This is a genomic window from Ramlibacter monticola (assembly GCF_016722785.1).
GTDB classification, from domain to species: domain Bacteria; phylum Pseudomonadota; class Gammaproteobacteria; order Burkholderiales; family Burkholderiaceae_C; genus Ramlibacter; species Ramlibacter monticola.
In genome coordinates this window covers 377,376-392,888 of sequence record NZ_JAEQNE010000004.1, presented here as the reverse complement: position 1 = coordinate 392,888, position 15,513 = coordinate 377,376, and the positions used below count along the sequence as shown (strand labels likewise).

Genomic DNA, 15,513 nt, shown 5'->3' with positions numbered 1-15,513 from the left:
TTCAGCCCTTCTTGCCGTTGGCCGTGTTGGCGCGGTTGCGCTCGGCCAGCGAGGCGATCAGGCCGTCCACGCCCTTGGCGTTGATCTCCTGCGCGAACTGGCTGCGGTAGGTCTCGACCAGCCACACGCCCAGCACGTTCAGGTTGTAGATCTTCCAGCCCGTGCCGTCGCCGGCGGTCTTCTCCAGGCGGTATTCCAGCTGGATCGGGTCCCCGCGGCCGCGGATCTCGCTGCGCACCACGACGTCGGTGTCGGTGGGTTGCGCCCGCAGCGGCTTGACCGAGACGGACTCTTCCGCCACCTGCGACAGCGCGCCCGAATACGTGCGCACCAGCAGCAGCTTGAATTCGTCCTGCAGGCGCTTGCGCTGCTCCGGCGTGGCCTGGCGCCAGGCCGGGCCGACGGCGGAAGCCGTCATGCGCTGGAAGTTCACGTTCGGCATGATCTTGCTGTCGACCACGGCCATGATCCGGTTGATGTCGCCGGACTGCACGCTCTTGTCGGTGCGGATGGTCGTCAGCACCTCGTCGGAGAGGCGCTTGATCATGACGTCGGGCGCTTCGTCGGCGGCGTGCGCGAGCGGCCAGGCGCCGGCCATGGCGGCCGCGGCGAACAGCGAGGCGGCGATACGGAACAGGGAACGTCGATTCATTGCAATCCTTTCTTGCTGCCGGGCTGGGCCCGGCCCTTGTTGGAACACGGCCGGTTCGCCGGGTTTCAGCGCATGGGGCGCTTCTGCAACAGCCTGCAACCCTACCCTAACGGGCGGGCGGGCTCCCCGGCGGGGTGGCGGGCGCATCCTGCGATTCGTCGGGCAGGGGCGGCGGGACGTCCCTATTCTCCTCGCGATCGAAGATCTCGGCCCGGCGCCGCTGCAGATAGGCGTCCCGTGTGAAGGAATATTTGTCCAGCGCCGCTTCCTCCAGCACGTTGCCCACGCGCAGGAGGTTGGAGCGTCGGTCGATCGCGCGTACGACGTAGGTCACGTCCCGCGTCGCGCTGCCGCTGATCTGGCTGACGGGATCGAAGCGGGTATCGACGGGCAGGGCCACGGTGTCGCGCAGCGTGGAGGGCCCGAAGAAGGGCAGCATCACGTACGGGCCGGCCGGGACGCCCCACCGGCCGAGGGTCTGGCCGAAGTCCTCGCGGTGCCGCTCGATGTTGAATTCGCTCGCCACGTCGAAGATGCCGAACACGCCGAACATCGTGTTGAGCTGGACGCGCGCCAGGCTTTCCTCGAACTCCGGCAGGCGCCACTGCATCAGGTTGTTGGCGGCCGACCAGACGTCGTTGAGGTTGCCGAAGAAGTTCGACACGCCCGTGCGCACCAGCGCCGGCACCTTGTCGCGGTACCAGGTGGCCGCGGGCTTCAGGAGGATGTTGTCGAGGCCTTCGTTGAAATTGTAGGCGTGCCGGTTGAAAGGCTCCCAGGGGTCGCGCGGGTTGCTTTTTCCGGCGGTGGCACACCCTGCCAGCGCCATGACGACTGCGAGGGCCAGGCCGTGCGCGGCGAGGCGTTCAAATTTCATTTCTTCGTTGTACCTGCGGTTGGGCCTTCCGCCGCCTTGTTGTAAAGGAACTGGCCGATGAGGTTCTCCAGCACCACGGCGGATTGCGTCGTCCCAATGGTATCCCCCGCGGCGAGAACCTTGTCGTCGGCGCCCGCCTCGATGCCCACATATTGCTCACCCAGCAGGCCGCTGGTGAGGATCTTCAGGGAGCTGTCCTTGGGGAATTTGTAGCGGCTCTCCATGGCCATGGTGACCCGGGCCTGGAAGGATTTGTCGTCGAACGTGATGGATTCCACGCGGCCGACGACCACGCCGGAGCTCTTGACAGCCGCCCGCGGCTTCAGGCCGCCGATGTTGTCGAACCGCGCGTCCAGCCGGTAGGTGGGCTGGAAGCTCAAGGTCAGCAGGTTGGCCGCCTGCAGAGCCAGGAACACCAGCGCGGCGGCGCCGATGAGGACGAACAGCCCCACCCAGACGTCGTTCTTGGTGCGTTCCATATCTTTCTCCTAGATGCTGAACATCATTGCGGTCAGCACGAAATCGAGGCCGAGGACGGCCAGGGAGGCCATCACGACGGTGCGCGTGGTCGCCCGCGACACGCCCTCCGGCGTCGGGTGGGCCTCGAAGCCCTGCAGCACGGCGATGAAGGTGACGGCCACGCCGAACACCAGGCTCTTGATCACGCCGTTGCCGACGTCCCTGAACACGTCCACGCCGCCTTGCATCTGGCTCCAGAAGGAGCCGGGGTCCACGCCGATCAGCACCACGCCGACGACCCAGCCGCCGATGATGCCCACCGCGTTGAACACCGCCGCCAGCAGCGGCATGGCGATCACCCCGCCCCAGAAGCGGGGCGCCAGGATGCGCTGGACCGGGTCCACCGCCATCATCTCCATGGCCGACAACTGCTCGCCGGCCTTCATCAGGCCGATCTCCGCGGTGAGCGAGGTGCCGGCACGGCCGGCGAACAGCAGCGCGGTCACCACGGGCCCGAGCTCGCGCACGAGGCTCAGGGCCACCATGAGCCCCAGTGCTTCGGAGGAGCCGTAGCGCTGCAGGACGTAGTAACCCTGGAGCGCGAGCACGAAGCCGACGAACAGGCCCGACACGCCGACGATCGCCAGCGAGTAGTTGCCCAGGAAATGCACCTGGTCGCGCAGCAGGCGGGCGCGCGCGAAGGTCGCTCCGAACAACGACAAGAGGCGCAGGAAGAGCCTTGCGGCATGGCCGACGTCGGCGACCTTGCCGCGGGTCGCGAAGCCGACGTCCGAGGGCTTCCACCAGCTCATTGCAGTCCCTCGCTGAAATCGTCGTTGACGCTGGGACCCGGGTAGTGGAAATGCACCGGCCCTTCCGACAGCGCGTTCACGAACTGGTGCACCAGCGGGTTGTCGGAGTTGCGCACTTCTTCCGGGGTGCCCTGCGCGGCGATCCTGCCGTTGGCCAGCACGATCACCTGGTCGGCGATGTGGAAGGTTTCCTCCAGGTCGTGCGAGACGACGATGCTGGTGATGCCCAGCGTGTCGTTCAGCCGCCGGATCAACTGCGCCGCGGTGCCGAGCGAGATCGGGTCGAGCCCTGCGAAGGGTTCGTCGTACATCACGAGCTCGGGATCGAGCGCGATGGCGCGGGCCAGCGCCACGCGGCGGGCCATGCCGCCGGACACCTGGCTGGGCATCAGGTCGCGCGCGCCGCGCAGGCCGACGGCGTTGAGCTTCATCAGCACGACGTCGCGCACCAGGTTCTCGGGCAGCCCCGAGTGCTCGCGCAGCGGGAAGGCGACGTTGTCGAAGACGCTCAGGTCGGTGAACAGCGCGCCGAACTGGAACAGCATGCCCATGCGGCGGCGCATCCGGTACAGGCCGTCGCGGTCCAGCCCGGGAATGGCTTCGCCGTCGAACAGCAGTTCGCCGGACCGCGGGCGGATCTGGCCGCCGATCAGGCGCAGCACCGTGGTCTTGCCGCCGCCGGACGCGCCCATGAGCGCCGTCACCTTGCCGCGCGGCACGGTGAAGCTCACGTCATCGAGGATGCGGCGCTGGTCGTAGCCGAACGTCAGGTTGCGGCATTCGACCAGCGGGCCGGATTCGTGTTGGGTCATCCGGGGGAGGTCGGGCCGGTCCACGGCCCCATGCTGAAAGCCCCGGATTATCGGTCCATTGCGGACGAGCTGCCGCCGAGGTGGCGGCAGGCGTCAGGATCCTGTCGCTTTAACGCGGCAGATCGCTGAATCCCATGAGGAATTCGTCCACGGCGCGGGCCGCCTGTCGGCCCTCGCGGATCGCCCAGACGACCAGCGATTGACCGCGGCGAATGTCGCCGGCGGCGAACACCTTGGGAACGCTCGTGGCATAGCCGCCGTGGAAATCGACGGTCGCCCGGGCGTTGCCGCGCGCGTCCTTCTCCACCCCGAAGCCCTCCAGGATGCTCTGGACGGGGCTCACGAAGCCCATGGCCAGCAGCACCAGGTCGGCCTTGTATTCCTTCTCGGTGCCGGGGATCTCGACGAACTTGCCGTCCTTCATCTCCACGTTCACCGTCTTCAGGCCCGTGACCTTGCCCTTCTCGCCGGTGAATTCCTTGGTGGCGATGGCGAACTCGCGCTCGCAGCCTTCCTCGTGGGAGGAGGAGGTGCGCAGCTTGTACGGCCAGTAGGGCCAGGTCAGTTCCTTGTTCTCCTGCTCCGGGGGCATGGGCATGAGCTCGAACTGCGTCACGCTCTTGGCGCCGTGGCGGTTGCTGGTGCCGACGCAGTCGCTGCCGGTGTCGCCGCCGCCGATCACGATGACGTGCTTGCCGTCGGCGCGGATCTGGCCCTTCACCTTGTCGCCGGCGTTGAGCTTGTTCTGCTGCGGCAGGAACTCCATGGCGAAGTGGATGCCGTCGAGATCGCGGCCCGGCACGGGCAGGTCGCGCGACTGCTCGGCGCCACCCGCGAGCACCACCGCGTCGAAGTCCTTCTGCAGCTGCTGCGGGGAGATGGTCTCCTTGGCCCAGTTGGTGACCTTGGAACCCTTGGGCAGCTCGCCGATCATGACACCGGTGCGCATCGTCACGCCTTCGGCCTCCATCTGCCCGACGCGGCGGTCGATGTGGTGCTTCTCCATCTTGAAGTCGGGGATGCCATAGCGCAGCAGGCCGCCGATGCGGTCGTTCTTCTCGAACAGCGTCACGTCGTGGCCGGCGCGCGCCAGCTGCTGCGCCGCCGCCATGCCGGCGGGGCCGGAGCCGACCACCGCGACCTTCTTGCCGGTCCGGATGCGCGGCACCCGCGGCTTCACCCAGCCGTTGTCCCAGGCCCGGTCGATGATCGCGTGCTCGATCGACTTGATGCCGACCGGGTCGTCGTTGAGGTTCAGCGTGCAGGCCGCCTCGCAGGGCGCCGGGCAGATGCGGCCGGTGAACTCCGGAAAGTTGTTGGTGGAGTCCAGGACCGTGAAGGCGTCCTGCCAGTCCTGCCGGTACACCAGGTCGTTGAAGTCCGGAATGATGTTGTTGACCGGGCAGCCCGAGTTGCAGAACGGGATGCCGCAATCCATGCAGCGCGCGCCCTGCACCTTGGCCTGCTCGTTGCTCAGGCCGATGATGAATTCCTTGTGGTGCTTCACGCGCTCGGGGACGGGCTTGTAGTCCTCCTCGACGCGCTCGAACTCCATGAAGCCGGTGACTTTACCCATGGTTCGTTTCTTCCTTTACTTCGCCGGCACCGGCTGCTGTTCGTGCTTGATCCCGACTTGGGCGTTGGTGCCCGCGCTGGCCAGCTCCACTTCGCGCTCGTACATCTCGGCGAGCGCGCGCTTGTACTCGTTCGGGAACACCTTCACGAACTTCATGCGGGCCTCGGCCCAGTTGTCCAGGAGCTCGCGGGCGCGGCGGCTGCCGGTCCAGCGGTTGTGCTCCTCGAGCAGCTTCTTCAGCAGCGCCTCGTCGGTCTGGTCGCGGTGCAGCTTGGTCTTGCCCTGGGCCGCCTGCTGTTCGGCCGTGGATCCGACGCGCTCCAGCGACACCATGGCGGTGTTGCAGCGGCTGGCGAACTTGCCGTCCTCGTCGTAGACGTAGGCGATGCCGCCCGACATGCCGGCCGCGAAGTTGCGGCCGGTCTTGCCCAGCACCACCGCCGTGCCGCCGGTCATGTATTCGCAGCCGTGGTCACCCGTGCCTTCGACGACCGCCGTGGCGCCCGAGAGGCGCACGGCGAAACGTTCGCCGGCCACGCCGCTGAAGAAGGCCTCGCCGGATGTCGCGCCGTACAGCGCGGTGTTGCCGATGATGATGTTCTTCGTGGCTTCGCCGCGGAAGTCGATGCTGGGACGCACCACGATGCGGCCGCCCGACAGGCCCTTGCCGGTGTAGTCGTTGGCATCGCCGATCAGGTACAGCGTGATGCCGCGGGCGACGAAGGCGCCGAAGGACTGGCCGCCCGTGCCTTCCAGCTGGATGCGCAGCGTGTCGTCCGGCAGGCCCTCGGGATGGTGCTTGGTCAGCTCGCCGGAGAGCATCGCGCCCACCGAGCGGTTGACGTTGCGCGCCATCTCCATGAACTGCACCTTCTCGCCGCGCTCGATGGCGGGGCGCGAGCGCTCGATCAGGATCTTGTCGAGGGCCTTCTCCAGCTTGTGGTCCTGCTCCTCGCAGTGGAAGCGCGGCACGTCGGCCGGCACCTTGGGCTGGGCGAACAGGCGGCTGAAGTCGAGGCCCCTGGCCTTCCAGTGCGACAGGCCCTTGCGCATGTCCAGCAGGTCGCTGCGGCCGACCAGCTCGTCGAACTTGCGGATGCCCAGCTGCGCCATGATCTGGCGCACTTCCTCGGCGACGAAGAAGAAGTAGTTGACGACGTGCTCGGGCTTGCCGGAGAACTTCTTGCGCAGCACCGGGTCCTGCGTGGCCACGCCCACCGGGCAGGTGTTCAGGTGGCACTTGCGCATCATGATGCAGCCCTCGACCACCAGCGGCGCGGTGGCGAAGCCGAATTCGTCGGCACCCAGCAGCGCGCCGATCACGACGTCGCGGCCGGTCTTCATCTGGCCGTCGGCCTGCACGCGGATGCGGCCGCGCAGCCGGTTCAGCACCAGGGTCTGCTGGGTCTCGGCCAGGCCGATCTCCCAGGGCGAGCCGGCATGCTTGATGGACGACCAAGGCGAGGCACCCGTGCCGCCGTCATGGCCGGCGATCACCACGTGGTCGGCCTTGCACTTGGCGACGCCCGCGGCGATGGTGCCCACGCCGACTTCCGACACCAGCTTCACCGAGACGGAGGCGTGCGTGGCGACGTTCTTCAGGTCGTGAATGAGCTGCGCCAGGTCCTCGATCGAGTAGATGTCGTGGTGCGGCGGCGGGGAGATCAGGCCCACGCCCGGCACCGAGTAGCGCAGCTTGCCGATGTACTTGGACACCTTGCCGCCCGGCAGTTGGCCGCCCTCGCCCGGCTTGGCGCCCTGCGCCATCTTGATCTGGATCTGGTCGGAGGACGCCAGGTACTCCGCAGTCACGCCGAAGCGGCCGCTGGCCACCTGCTTGATGCGAGAACGCAGCGAGTCGCCGTCCTGCAGCGGGATGTCCACCTCGACCTGCTCGCGGCCGATGATGTCGGCCATCGTCTGGCCCTTGCGGATCGGGATGCCCTTGAGCTCCTGGCGGTAGCGTGCCGGGTCCTCGCCGCCTTCGCCGGTGTTGCTCTTGCCGCCGATGCGGTTCATGGCCAGGGCGAGCGTGGAGTGGGCCTCGGTGGAGATCGAGCCGAGCGACATGGCGCCGGTGGCGAAGCGCTTGACGATCTCCTTGGCGGACTCGACCTGGTCCAGCGGGATGGCCTTGGCAGGATCGACCCGGAACTCGAACAGGCCGCGCAGCGTCATGTGGCGGCGGCTCTGGTCGTTGATCAGCTGGGCGTATTCCTTGTACGTGTTCCAGTTGTTGGCGCGCGAGGCGTGCTGCAGCTTGGCGATGGCGTCGGGCGTCCACATGTGCTCTTCGCCGCGGGTGCGCCAGGCGTACTCGCCGCCGGCGTCCAGCATGGTGGACAGCACGGGATCGTTGCCGAAGGCAGCGCGATGCAGGCGGATCGCCTCCTCGGCGATCTCGAACACGCCGATGCCTTCCACGCGGCTGGCGGTCCCGGTGAAGTACTTCTCGATCGTGTCGCTGTTGATGCCGATGGCCTCGAACAACTGGGCGCCGCAATAGGACATGTAGGTCGACACGCCCATCTTGGACATGATCTTCGACAGGCCCTTGCCGATCGCCTTGATGTAGTTGTAGATCGCCTTCTCGGGGTTCAGGTCGCCCGGCAGGTCCTTGTGGATCTCGACCAGGGTCTCCATCGCCAGGTAGGGGTGCACGGCCTCGGCGCCGTAGCCGGCCAGCACGCCGAAGTGATGCACTTCGCGGGCGGAACCCGTCTCCACTACCAGGCCGGCAGTGGTGCGCAGGCCTTCGCGGATCAGGTGCTGGTGGATCGACGACAGGGCCAGCAGCGCAGGGATGGCGATGTGCGCCGGCGACACGGCGCGGTCGCTGATGATCAGGATGTTGTGGCCGCTGCGGATCGCGTCCACCGCTTCGGCGTTCAGCGAGGCCAGCTTGGCTTCCACGCCCTCGTGGCCCCAGGCCAGCGGGTAGGTGATGTCGATCGTGTAGCTGCGGAACTTGCCGTGGGTGTGCTTCTCGATCTCGCGCAGCTTCTGCATGTCGGCGAAGTCGAGGATCGGCTGGCTCACCTCCAGCCGCATCGGCGGGTTGACCTGGTTGATGTCCAGCAGGTTCGGCTTCGGGCCGATGAAGGACACCAGCGACATCACGATCGCCTCCCGGATCGGGTCGATCGGCGGGTTGGTCACCTGGGCGAACAGCTGCTTGAAGTAGTTGAACAGGGGCTTGTTCTTGTCCGACAGCACGGCCAGCGGGCTGTCGTTGCCCATGGAGCCGACGCCCTCCTCGCCCGCGGTCGCCATCGGGGCGATCAGGAACTTGATGTCTTCCTGCGTGAAGCCGAAGGCCTGCTGGCGATCCAGCAGTTCGACGGCGGAGGCCGGCGCGTCACCCGAGGTCTCGGACAGGTCGTCGAGCTTGATGCGCAGGTTCTCGATCCACTGCTTGTAGGGCTTGGCGTTGGAGAACGAGGACTTCAGCTCCTCGTCGTCGATCATGCGGCCCTGCTCCAAGTCGATCAGGAACATCTTGCCGGGCTGCAGGCGCCACTTGCGCACGATGCGGTTCTCCGGCACCGGCAGCACGCCGGATTCGGAGGCCATGATCACCAGGTCGTCGTCGGTCACGCAGTAGCGCGAGGGACGCAGGCCGTTGCGGTCCAGCGTGGCGCCGATCTGGCGGCCGTCGGTGAACACGATGGAGGCCGGGCCGTCCCAGGGCTCCAGCATGGAGGCGTGGTACTCGTAGAAGGCCTTGCGGCGCTCGTCCATCAGCGTGTGCTGCTCCCACGGCTCGGGGATCATCATCATCACCGCGTGCGACAGCGGGTAGCCGGCCATCGTCAGCAGCTCGAGGCAGTTGTCGAAGGTGGCCGTGTCGGACTGGTCGGGGAAGCTGATGGGGTACAGCTTCTTCAGGTCGTTCTGCAGCACCGGCGAGGACATCACGCCCTCGCGCGCCTTCATCCAGTTGTAGTTGCCCTTGACCGTGTTGATCTCGCCGTTATGGGCGACGTAGCGGTAGGGGTGGGCCAGCGGCCACTCGGGGAAGGTGTTGGTGGAGAAGCGCTGGTGCACCAGGCCCAGGGCGGAGACGCAGCGCGGGTCCTGCAGGTCCTTGAAATAGACGCCGACCTGGTCGGCCAGCAGCAGGCCCTTGTAGATGATGGTCCGGCTGGAGAAGCTGGGGACGTAGTACTCCTTGGAGTGCTTCAGCTTCAGGCGCTGGATGGCGGCGCTGGCCGTCTTGCGGATCACGTAGAGCTTGCGCTCCAGGGCGTCCTGCACGATCACGTCGGCGCCGCGGCCCACGAACACCATCTTGATGATCGGTTCCTTGGCACGCACGGCCGGGGACATAGGCATCTCGCGGTCGACCGGCACCTCGCGCCAGCCGAGCAGCACCTGGCCCTCCGCCTTGATCGCGCGCTCCAGCTCCTGCTCGCAGGCCAGGCGCGACGCGTGCTCCTTGGGCAGGAAGATCATGCCGACGCCGTATTCGCCGGGCGGGGGCAGCTCGACGCCGCGCAGGCCCATCTCCTCGCGATAGAGCGCGTCGGGCAGCTGGATCAGGATGCCGGCGCCGTCGCCCATCAGCTTGTCGGCGCCGACGGCGCCGCGATGGTCCAGGTTCTCGAGGATCTTGAGCGCCTGAGTCACGATGTTGTGGCTCTTCTCGCCCTTGATGTGGGCCACGAAGCCGACGCCGCATGCGTCGTGTTCCGCGCCGGCGTAAAGGCCTTGTTCTTGAAGATGGGCGATTTCGGCAGCCGTGGTCATTGGCGCGCACCTCAGGGTATTCAGGGGAAACCCGAGGATAGTGCAGCGCAGCACCTCTTGCCAAGCAAAATAATTGGGGTCAGATTCCAATTATTCTCGGTCCGTCATCCCTTCTTCGTTAATTGGGGACAGATCATTGGTGTTCATGCGCGGCCTGCCCGCTTGCGAGCGCGTGACGCGGCGTTCGGTGCGCCGTTGCAAGTCGGCCACGTAGTCCGGCTCTCCCAGCGCCCAGCCGCGCAGGACGGAGTCCGTCAGCGCCTGCTGCTGGGCCTGCGAAACCCCGGTGCGAACCAAGTCAGCATAGGCCTGGTCGCGGGCGAAGGGCGTGTTGCCCAATTCCCAGTAGAGCGGATGCGGCGTGACGAGCCGGTCGCTGCGCCGACCGACATAGTGCTGGTGACTCGACCAGGGGTAGTCGGCCGGATCCACGACCATTCCCGCCCGCACCGGATTGAGATCGATGTAGACCATGCAGGCCAGCAGGTAGCGCTCGGCCTGGATCAGCGTGGACCGGTAGCGGCCCTCCCACAAGGTGCCGGTGCGCGCGTGCCGCAGGTTGTAGTGCCGAACGTAGCGGCGCCCGACCGCCTGCATCATCTGCGGGATGCCCTCCGCCGTCTCCGGCGTGGCGAGCAGGTGGAAGTGGTTGCTCATCAGCACATAGGCATGCAGCGCCACGTGCTGCTTGCGCGCATGTTCGTCGATCAGGCCCAGCAGCAGCTCGTAGTCCGCCTTGTCGCCGAAGATCGGCTGGCGGTTGTTGCCGCGCTGGATAATGTGGTGGGGATAACCGGGAACCGTGAGCCGGGGAAGGCGCGCCATCCGGTCATGGTAATTGGAATCTGACCCCAATTACTGGTCTGACCCCGATTGGTCGTCTGCGCTGACAAGGACCGGGCGTCGCCCCTACAGAGAATGGCGGCGAAGGAGTCTGCGCCCATGTCCTTTTCCCTTTACCTGATCGGCTTCGTCATCGTCATCGCCGGCCTCGCCTGGGGCGCGATGGTGGCAGGAGTGCCGCAAACCTACATCCTGATCGGGGCGGTGGTCCTGTTCGGGATCGGCATCCTGTCCGCGGTCAAGCGCACGCGCCCGAAGGATCCGCCCGCCCCCACCGCCGCCGGGCGCCGCACCGACGACTACTGAGACACCTCGGGCAGGCCCGGGAAGCGCCGGGCCTCCAGCCCCTGCAGTCCGAACTCCGCCAGGATGGCGCGCAGCCGTCCGGCGGAGGCGCGCCTGCGCTGCCCCGTCGAGCGCGCGAGGATCAGCTCGTTCTTCATGCTGTGCTCCCAGCCCACCAGTTCGGTGACGGTGATCTGGTAGCCCATGGCCTCCAGGTAGAGGCAGCGCAACACGTTGGTCACCTGGCTGCCCAGTTCGCGCGTGTGCAGCGGATGCCGCCACAGCTCCGCCAGCGGCGTGCGCGCCAGCGCCAGCGCCTTCTGCTCGCGCAGGACGCCGGCCAGCTCCGCCTGGCAGCACGGCACCAGCACCATGAAGCGCGCTTGCTTGCGCAGGCCGAAGGCGATTGCGTCGTCGGTGGCGGTGTCGCAGGCATGCAACGCCGTCACCACGTCGATCTTCGCCGGCAGCTGCGCGGCGTCGGCGGCTTCGGCGGCGCTCAGGTGCAGGAAGCTCATGCGCTCGAAGCCGAGCCGGCGCGCGAGTTCGCGCGACTTCTCCACCAGCTCCGCGCGCGTCTCGATGCCGTAGATGTGCCCCACCCCGCGCGGCCGGAAGAACAGGTCGTACAGCACGAAGCCGAGATAGGACTTGCCCGCGCCATGGTCGGCCAGCGTCGGGTGGCCGCCCTCGGCCGGCAACTCCAGCAGCAACTTCTCGATGAACTGGTACAGGTGGGAGACCTGCTTCAGCTTGCGCCGCGAATCCTGGTTGATCCGCCCCTCGCGCGTGACGATGTGCAGTTCCTGCAGCAGCTCGATCGACTGGTCGGGGCGCAGCCCCAGCTCCTCGCGGATGTCCTTCTTCATGCGTGCGGCCCGACGTCCAGCGCGGTCCAGCCCTCCAGGCCGAGCCGGCGCAGCGTCTCCATGTTGACTTCGTAGATCGCGGCCGCGTCCGGGAAGGCCGCGACCGCACGGTCCATGCTCTCCTCCCGCAGCAGGTGCAGCGTCGGATAGGGCGCGCGATTGCTGTAGTTGGTGACGTCGTCCTCCGCCTCCCCGGCGAAGACGAAGCGGGGATGGAAGCTGGCCACCTGGATCACGCCCTCCAGCCGGCGCTTTCGCACGATGCGCTCGGCGCGCGCGACCAGGTCGTTGAAGCCGAGGAAGTCCTCCATGCCGCGCGGGATCACCAGCAGCGTCGTGTCCCGCTCGGGCGCCGGCAGCGCCACCAGCGCCTCCAGCTCGCGCGTGAAGTCCTCCAGGACCTCCTGCGCATCCTGCGCCTCGCTCAGCGCATAGTGCACCTGGCCCTTGACGTGCACGGACTTGGCGAAGGGGCACAGGTTGAGACCGATGACGGCGCGCTCCAGCCAGCGCCGGGTGTCGGCCAGGGGGGTCGCGGCGTCGCCCATGTTCAGGCGAACGTGCTGGGCTGCCCCACGAGGCGCTTGGCCAGTTCGTCGAGCAGCTCCTGGTTGATGCGCGCGGCGGGCCAGATCGTCTGCACCACCTCGAAGCCGGCCGTGTTCAGGAGCCGGAAATGCACATGGCCCCGGTCGTGGTCCGGTGTCGCGGTGATGCTGCCGCGCGTGTGCGTGAGGTACTCGTAGCGCACCTCGCGCAGCACGTTCCTCTTCTCGGGATCGCGGATCTCGCGCCGCTCGTGCTTCACCGGTCCCATCATGAGCCGCTCTTCCACGCGCTGCATCTCGATCGGGAAATTGACGCTGACCGCGGCGGGGACCGGCTCGCCCGCCTGCGGCACGATGCGCCAGCCCACGCCGATGTAGTCGAACACTTCCTGGTTGCGCAGCCGCTTGCGGCGCGCATCCACGCGGAAGTCCACCAGCTTCATGGCAGGCCAGCGCGTCCGGCCGTCCAGCGTCAGCGCCGGGCCAGCGGGCTCGATGACGGAGAGTTGCCGCGCAAGGTCCTGCAGGTAGGGCAGGATGACCCGGCAGGCCTCCTCGGTCCGCGCCGTCGACTCGTGCAGTTGCTGGTCGTCGGAGGAACGCTTGTGCTGCAACTCCTTCGCCTGGGACTTCAGCTGGTTGAGGAAGCTCATGTAACAGGATTTTAGGGCGCGGCCTGCGATGCCGGGCCCCGACCGGTGGCGTGCCCCGCCAGGAATCGTGCAATCCCCAACGCGATGCCCATGCCGGCCAGCGCGAAGCTCGCCGTGATCCAGCCCATCACGTGCCAGCCGCCGGCCCGGGCCGCGGCCCAGGCCACCAGCGGCGGCCCGGCGAACTGGCCGAAGGCCGACCACTGCTGCAGCCAGCCGACCGTGGTGGATACGCTGCCCTCGTCCGGCGCGACCCGCACGGCCACCGAGAACAGCGTCCCCGGCACCAGGCCGCCCAGCGCCGAGAACAGCAGCACGCCCGCATAGCGGACCAGCGCAACGCCGGTGGAGCCCTCCGCGCCCCAGGGCGCGAAGGCGACGATCGCGCCCAGCGCCATCGCCGCGTAGCCGCAATGCAGCAGCACCGGCGCGCGCCAGCCCCGCTGCAGCAGGCGACCCGAGCCGATGTTGCCGATCATGTTGGCGGCGGCGGCAAGCGCGGTCGCCACCGCGACGAACGCGGTCGGCAGCCCGGCCTGCGCGTAGATGGTGGGCAGGAAGCCGATCACCGCCAGCCACTGCGCCGAATACACCGCGAAGGCGGTGGAGGCCAGCCACGGCCCGGGCGAGCGCAGCGTGCGCGAGATGCGTCCGCGCAGGCTGGCACCCGCCCCGGCGACGCGCGCGTCCGCGGCGGCGGGCACGACCAGCCACAGGCACACGGCCATCGCGCAGGAGAGGGTCGCCAGCAGCCACCACCAGCCCGGCCAGCCGCTGGCGGCGATGAAGGCCGGCCCCAGCAGCAGCGCGGCCGCCGTGCCGAAAGGCATGTACGCGCCCCACAGGCCCAGCATGCCGGCCAGCCGCGCCGGCTGCACCAGCCGGCGGATCAGCCCCGGCGCGGGCAGCGAGGCCAGCAGGAAGCCCACGCCTTCCAGCGCCCGCAGCGCCATCAGCGCCGGCGCGCTGGTCGCGGCGCCGCCGGCGAAGCTCGCCATCGACAGCAGCACCAGCCCCAGCGCCATGGTCCGGCGGGCGCCGAACGCATCGGCCAAGGCGCCCATGGCCAGCCCCAGCGTCATGCCCGCCACCTGCACCAGGGACAGCAGGAAGCCCGCCTGCACCAGCGAGATGTGCAGGCTTTCGCGCAGCACCGGCAGGGCGGGCGGGAGCTTGCCGATGTGCAGCGCGGCGCTGATGCCGGCCAGCACCACGATGAGCGCGGGGTCGGGCCGCCTCACGGTGCCAGCAGCCGCTTGCCGGTCAGCCGCTCGTGCTCGCGCAGCGCGTAGCGGTCGGTCATGCCGGCGATGTAGTCGGCCACCGCGCGCGGGGTGTCGGCGCGGGCGGCGAAGCCGGCCTGCATCTCGCCCGGCTGCGCGAGGTAGCGCGCGAACAGCTCCCGCACCACGTCCTGGGCGCGGCCGGTGGTCTCCGTGACGCGCGGATGCCGGTACAGGTTGTGGAAGAGGAAGTGCTTCAGTTCGGCCGCCTGCGCGCGCAGGCCGCCGCTGAAGGTGACGAGGGGTCCCAGCATGCGCGCCGCGTCGGCGCTGTCGGGCCGCGTCGCCGCCAGGCGTTCGCGCGTGGCGTCGATCGCGTCGTAGACCATCGCGCTGAGCATGCGGCGGATCGCTTCATAGAGGAGCCGGCGGCCCTGCAGCTGCGGGTGCTCCTGCTGCGCCCGCGCGCAGTGTTCGCCGAACTGCGGAACTTGCGCGACCTGTTCAAGCGTGATGAGGCCCGAACGCACGCCGTCGTCGATGTCGTGGGCGTTGTAGGCGATCTCGTCGGCGAGGTTGCACAGCTGCGCTTCCACGCTCGGTTGGGTGCGCTCGACGAAGCGGCGGCCGACGCCGCCCGGCTCCGCCTGTTCCAGCCGATGCGCGTTGGCGAGCGAGCAGTGCTTCAGGATGCCTTCGCGCGTCTCGAAGCACAGGTTCAGGCCGTCGAACTCGGGATAGCGCTCCTCGAGGGCGTCCACCACGCGCAGGCTTTGCAGGTTGTGCTCGAAGCCGCCGTGCGCCGCCATGCACTCGTTCAACGCATCCTGGCCCGCGTGCCCGAAAGGCGTGTGGCCCAGGTCGTGGGCGAGTGCGATCGCTTCGACCAGGTCTTCGTTCAGGCCCAGCGGCCGCGCGATGGAGCGCGCCAGCTGGGCCACCTCGATCGAATGGGTCAGCCGGGTCCGGAACAGGTCGCCCTCGTGATTGAGGAAGACCTGCGTCTTGTACACCAGCCGGCGGAACGCGGTGGAGTGCACGATCCGGTCGCGATCGCGCTGGAATTCGGTGCGCGTGGGCGGCGGCGGCTCGGGGTGCCGGCGCCCGCGCGTGGCCGCCGGGTCGCTGGCGTAGGCGGCAAGGCTCATGGACCGG

At 68.2% G+C, this 15,513-nt stretch carries 14 protein-coding genes; 1 reads left to right on the top strand and 13 read right to left on the bottom strand.

The genetic code is table 11. The features are described 5' to 3' along the window. Position 1: 1 nt before the first annotated feature. The 8 genes from JJ685_RS18435 to JJ685_RS18400 all read right to left on the bottom strand — a co-directional run bounded on the left by JJ685_RS18435 (position 2) and on the right by JJ685_RS18400 (position 10,762). Positions 2 to 652 carry an MlaC/ttg2D family ABC transporter substrate-binding protein gene (locus JJ685_RS18435; protein WP_201675778.1) on the bottom strand — a complete coding sequence of 217 codons (651 nt, stop codon included), beginning with the start codon at positions 650 to 652 and terminating at the stop codon, positions 2 to 4. Between the two features lie 106 nt (positions 653 to 758). Then, positions 759 to 1,529, bottom strand: a complete 771-nt coding sequence (locus tag JJ685_RS18430) for an MlaA family lipoprotein (protein ID WP_201675777.1) — start codon at positions 1,527 to 1,529, stop codon at positions 759 to 761. After that, entirely contained in the window at positions 1,526 to 2,008 is a 483-nt protein-coding gene (gene mlaD / locus JJ685_RS18425; protein ID WP_201675776.1) for an outer membrane lipid asymmetry maintenance protein MlaD, read from the bottom strand. The genes JJ685_RS18430 and mlaD overlap by 4 nt, the downstream gene beginning before the upstream one ends. Before the next feature lie 9 nt (positions 2,009 to 2,017). Further along, positions 2,018 to 2,800 carry a lipid asymmetry maintenance ABC transporter permease subunit MlaE gene (gene mlaE, locus JJ685_RS18420; RefSeq protein WP_201675775.1) on the bottom strand — a complete coding sequence of 261 codons (783 nt, stop codon included), beginning with the start codon at positions 2,798 to 2,800 and terminating at the stop codon, positions 2,018 to 2,020. Then, positions 2,797 to 3,612 carry an ABC transporter ATP-binding protein gene (locus JJ685_RS18415; protein ID WP_201675774.1) on the bottom strand — a complete coding sequence of 272 codons (816 nt, stop codon included), beginning with the start codon at positions 3,610 to 3,612 and terminating at the stop codon, positions 2,797 to 2,799. The genes mlaE and JJ685_RS18415 overlap by 4 nt, the downstream gene beginning before the upstream one ends. A gap of 109 nt (positions 3,613 to 3,721) precedes the next feature. Next, positions 3,722 to 5,188, bottom strand: coding sequence for a glutamate synthase subunit beta (locus JJ685_RS18410; RefSeq protein ID WP_201675773.1), 1,467 nt, complete (start codon positions 5,186 to 5,188; stop codon positions 3,722 to 3,724). Between the two features lie 15 nt (positions 5,189 to 5,203). Then, positions 5,204 to 9,937: a glutamate synthase-related protein gene (locus JJ685_RS18405; protein WP_201675772.1), complete on the bottom strand. Its 4,734-nt coding sequence runs from the start codon at positions 9,935 to 9,937 to the stop codon at positions 5,204 to 5,206. A gap of 90 nt (positions 9,938 to 10,027) precedes the next feature. Then, the gene (locus JJ685_RS18400) at positions 10,028 to 10,762 is read right to left on the bottom strand and encodes an REP-associated tyrosine transposase (RefSeq protein ID WP_201675771.1); all 735 of its coding nucleotides are present in this window, start codon (positions 10,760 to 10,762) and stop codon (positions 10,028 to 10,030) included. A 117-nt stretch (positions 10,763 to 10,879) separates the two neighbouring features. Between JJ685_RS18400 and JJ685_RS18395 the strand changes: the two genes are divergently transcribed. Continuing rightward, positions 10,880 to 11,086, top strand: coding sequence for a hypothetical protein (locus tag JJ685_RS18395; RefSeq protein WP_201675770.1), 207 nt, complete (start codon positions 10,880 to 10,882; stop codon positions 11,084 to 11,086). Here JJ685_RS18395 and JJ685_RS18390 read toward each other — a convergent pair. Genes JJ685_RS18390 through JJ685_RS18370 form a run of 5 tightly spaced genes read right to left on the bottom strand, consistent with a single transcriptional unit; the run spans position 11,080 to position 15,506 of the window. Continuing rightward, entirely contained in the window at positions 11,080 to 11,934 is an 855-nt protein-coding gene (locus JJ685_RS18390) for a class I SAM-dependent methyltransferase (protein WP_201675769.1), read from the bottom strand. The two genes, JJ685_RS18395 and JJ685_RS18390, sit on opposite strands and share 7 nt — an antisense overlap. Continuing rightward, positions 11,931 to 12,482, bottom strand: coding sequence for a DUF1415 domain-containing protein (locus JJ685_RS18385; RefSeq protein ID WP_201675768.1), 552 nt, complete (start codon positions 12,480 to 12,482; stop codon positions 11,931 to 11,933). The genes JJ685_RS18390 and JJ685_RS18385 overlap by 4 nt, the downstream gene beginning before the upstream one ends. A 2-nt stretch (positions 12,483 to 12,484) precedes the next feature. Further along, a complete protein-coding gene (locus tag JJ685_RS18380; RefSeq protein ID WP_201675767.1) occupies positions 12,485 to 13,135 on the bottom strand; it encodes a hypothetical protein in 651 nt (216 codons plus the stop codon). Positions 13,136 to 13,146: 11 nt separating this feature from the next. Then, positions 13,147 to 14,376 carry an MFS transporter gene (locus JJ685_RS18375; protein WP_201675766.1) on the bottom strand — a complete coding sequence of 410 codons (1,230 nt, stop codon included), beginning with the start codon at positions 14,374 to 14,376 and terminating at the stop codon, positions 13,147 to 13,149. Further along, on the bottom strand, positions 14,373 to 15,506 hold the full coding sequence (locus JJ685_RS18370) for a deoxyguanosinetriphosphate triphosphohydrolase (protein ID WP_201675765.1): 1,134 nt from the start codon (positions 15,504 to 15,506) through the stop codon (positions 14,373 to 14,375). The genes JJ685_RS18375 and JJ685_RS18370 overlap by 4 nt, the downstream gene beginning before the upstream one ends. Between the last annotated feature and the right edge of the window lie 7 nt (positions 15,507 to 15,513).

Bases quoted from the DNA above. Each gene is read 5' to 3' on its own strand.
- JJ685_RS18435 (WP_201675778.1), bottom strand. From the start codon at position 652: ATGAATCGACGTTCCCTGTTCCGTATCGCCGCCTCGCTGTTCGCCGCG.
- JJ685_RS18430 (WP_201675777.1), bottom strand. From the start codon at position 1,529: ATGAAATTTGAACGCCTCGCCGCGCACGGCCTGGCCCTCGCAGTCGTC.
- mlaD (WP_201675776.1), bottom strand. From the start codon at position 2,008: ATGGAACGCACCAAGAACGACGTCTGGGTGGGGCTGTTCGTCCTCATC.
- mlaE (WP_201675775.1), bottom strand. From the start codon at position 2,800: ATGAGCTGGTGGAAGCCCTCGGACGTCGGCTTCGCGACCCGCGGCAAG.
- JJ685_RS18415 (WP_201675774.1), bottom strand. From the start codon at position 3,612: ATGACCCAACACGAATCCGGCCCGCTGGTCGAATGCCGCAACCTGACG.
- JJ685_RS18410 (WP_201675773.1), bottom strand. From the start codon at position 5,188: ATGGGTAAAGTCACCGGCTTCATGGAGTTCGAGCGCGTCGAGGAGGAC.
- JJ685_RS18405 (WP_201675772.1), bottom strand. From the start codon at position 9,937: ATGACCACGGCTGCCGAAATCGCCCATCTTCAAGAACAAGGCCTTTAC.
- JJ685_RS18400 (WP_201675771.1), bottom strand. From the start codon at position 10,762: ATGGCGCGCCTTCCCCGGCTCACGGTTCCCGGTTATCCCCACCACATT.
- JJ685_RS18395 (WP_201675770.1), top strand. From the start codon at position 10,880: ATGTCCTTTTCCCTTTACCTGATCGGCTTCGTCATCGTCATCGCCGGC.
- JJ685_RS18390 (WP_201675769.1), bottom strand. From the start codon at position 11,934: ATGAAGAAGGACATCCGCGAGGAGCTGGGGCTGCGCCCCGACCAGTCG.
- JJ685_RS18385 (WP_201675768.1), bottom strand. From the start codon at position 12,482: ATGGGCGACGCCGCGACCCCCCTGGCCGACACCCGGCGCTGGCTGGAG.
- JJ685_RS18380 (WP_201675767.1), bottom strand. From the start codon at position 13,135: ATGAGCTTCCTCAACCAGCTGAAGTCCCAGGCGAAGGAGTTGCAGCAC.
- JJ685_RS18370 (WP_201675765.1), bottom strand. From the start codon at position 15,506: ATGAGCCTTGCCGCCTACGCCAGCGACCCGGCGGCCACGCGCGGGCGC.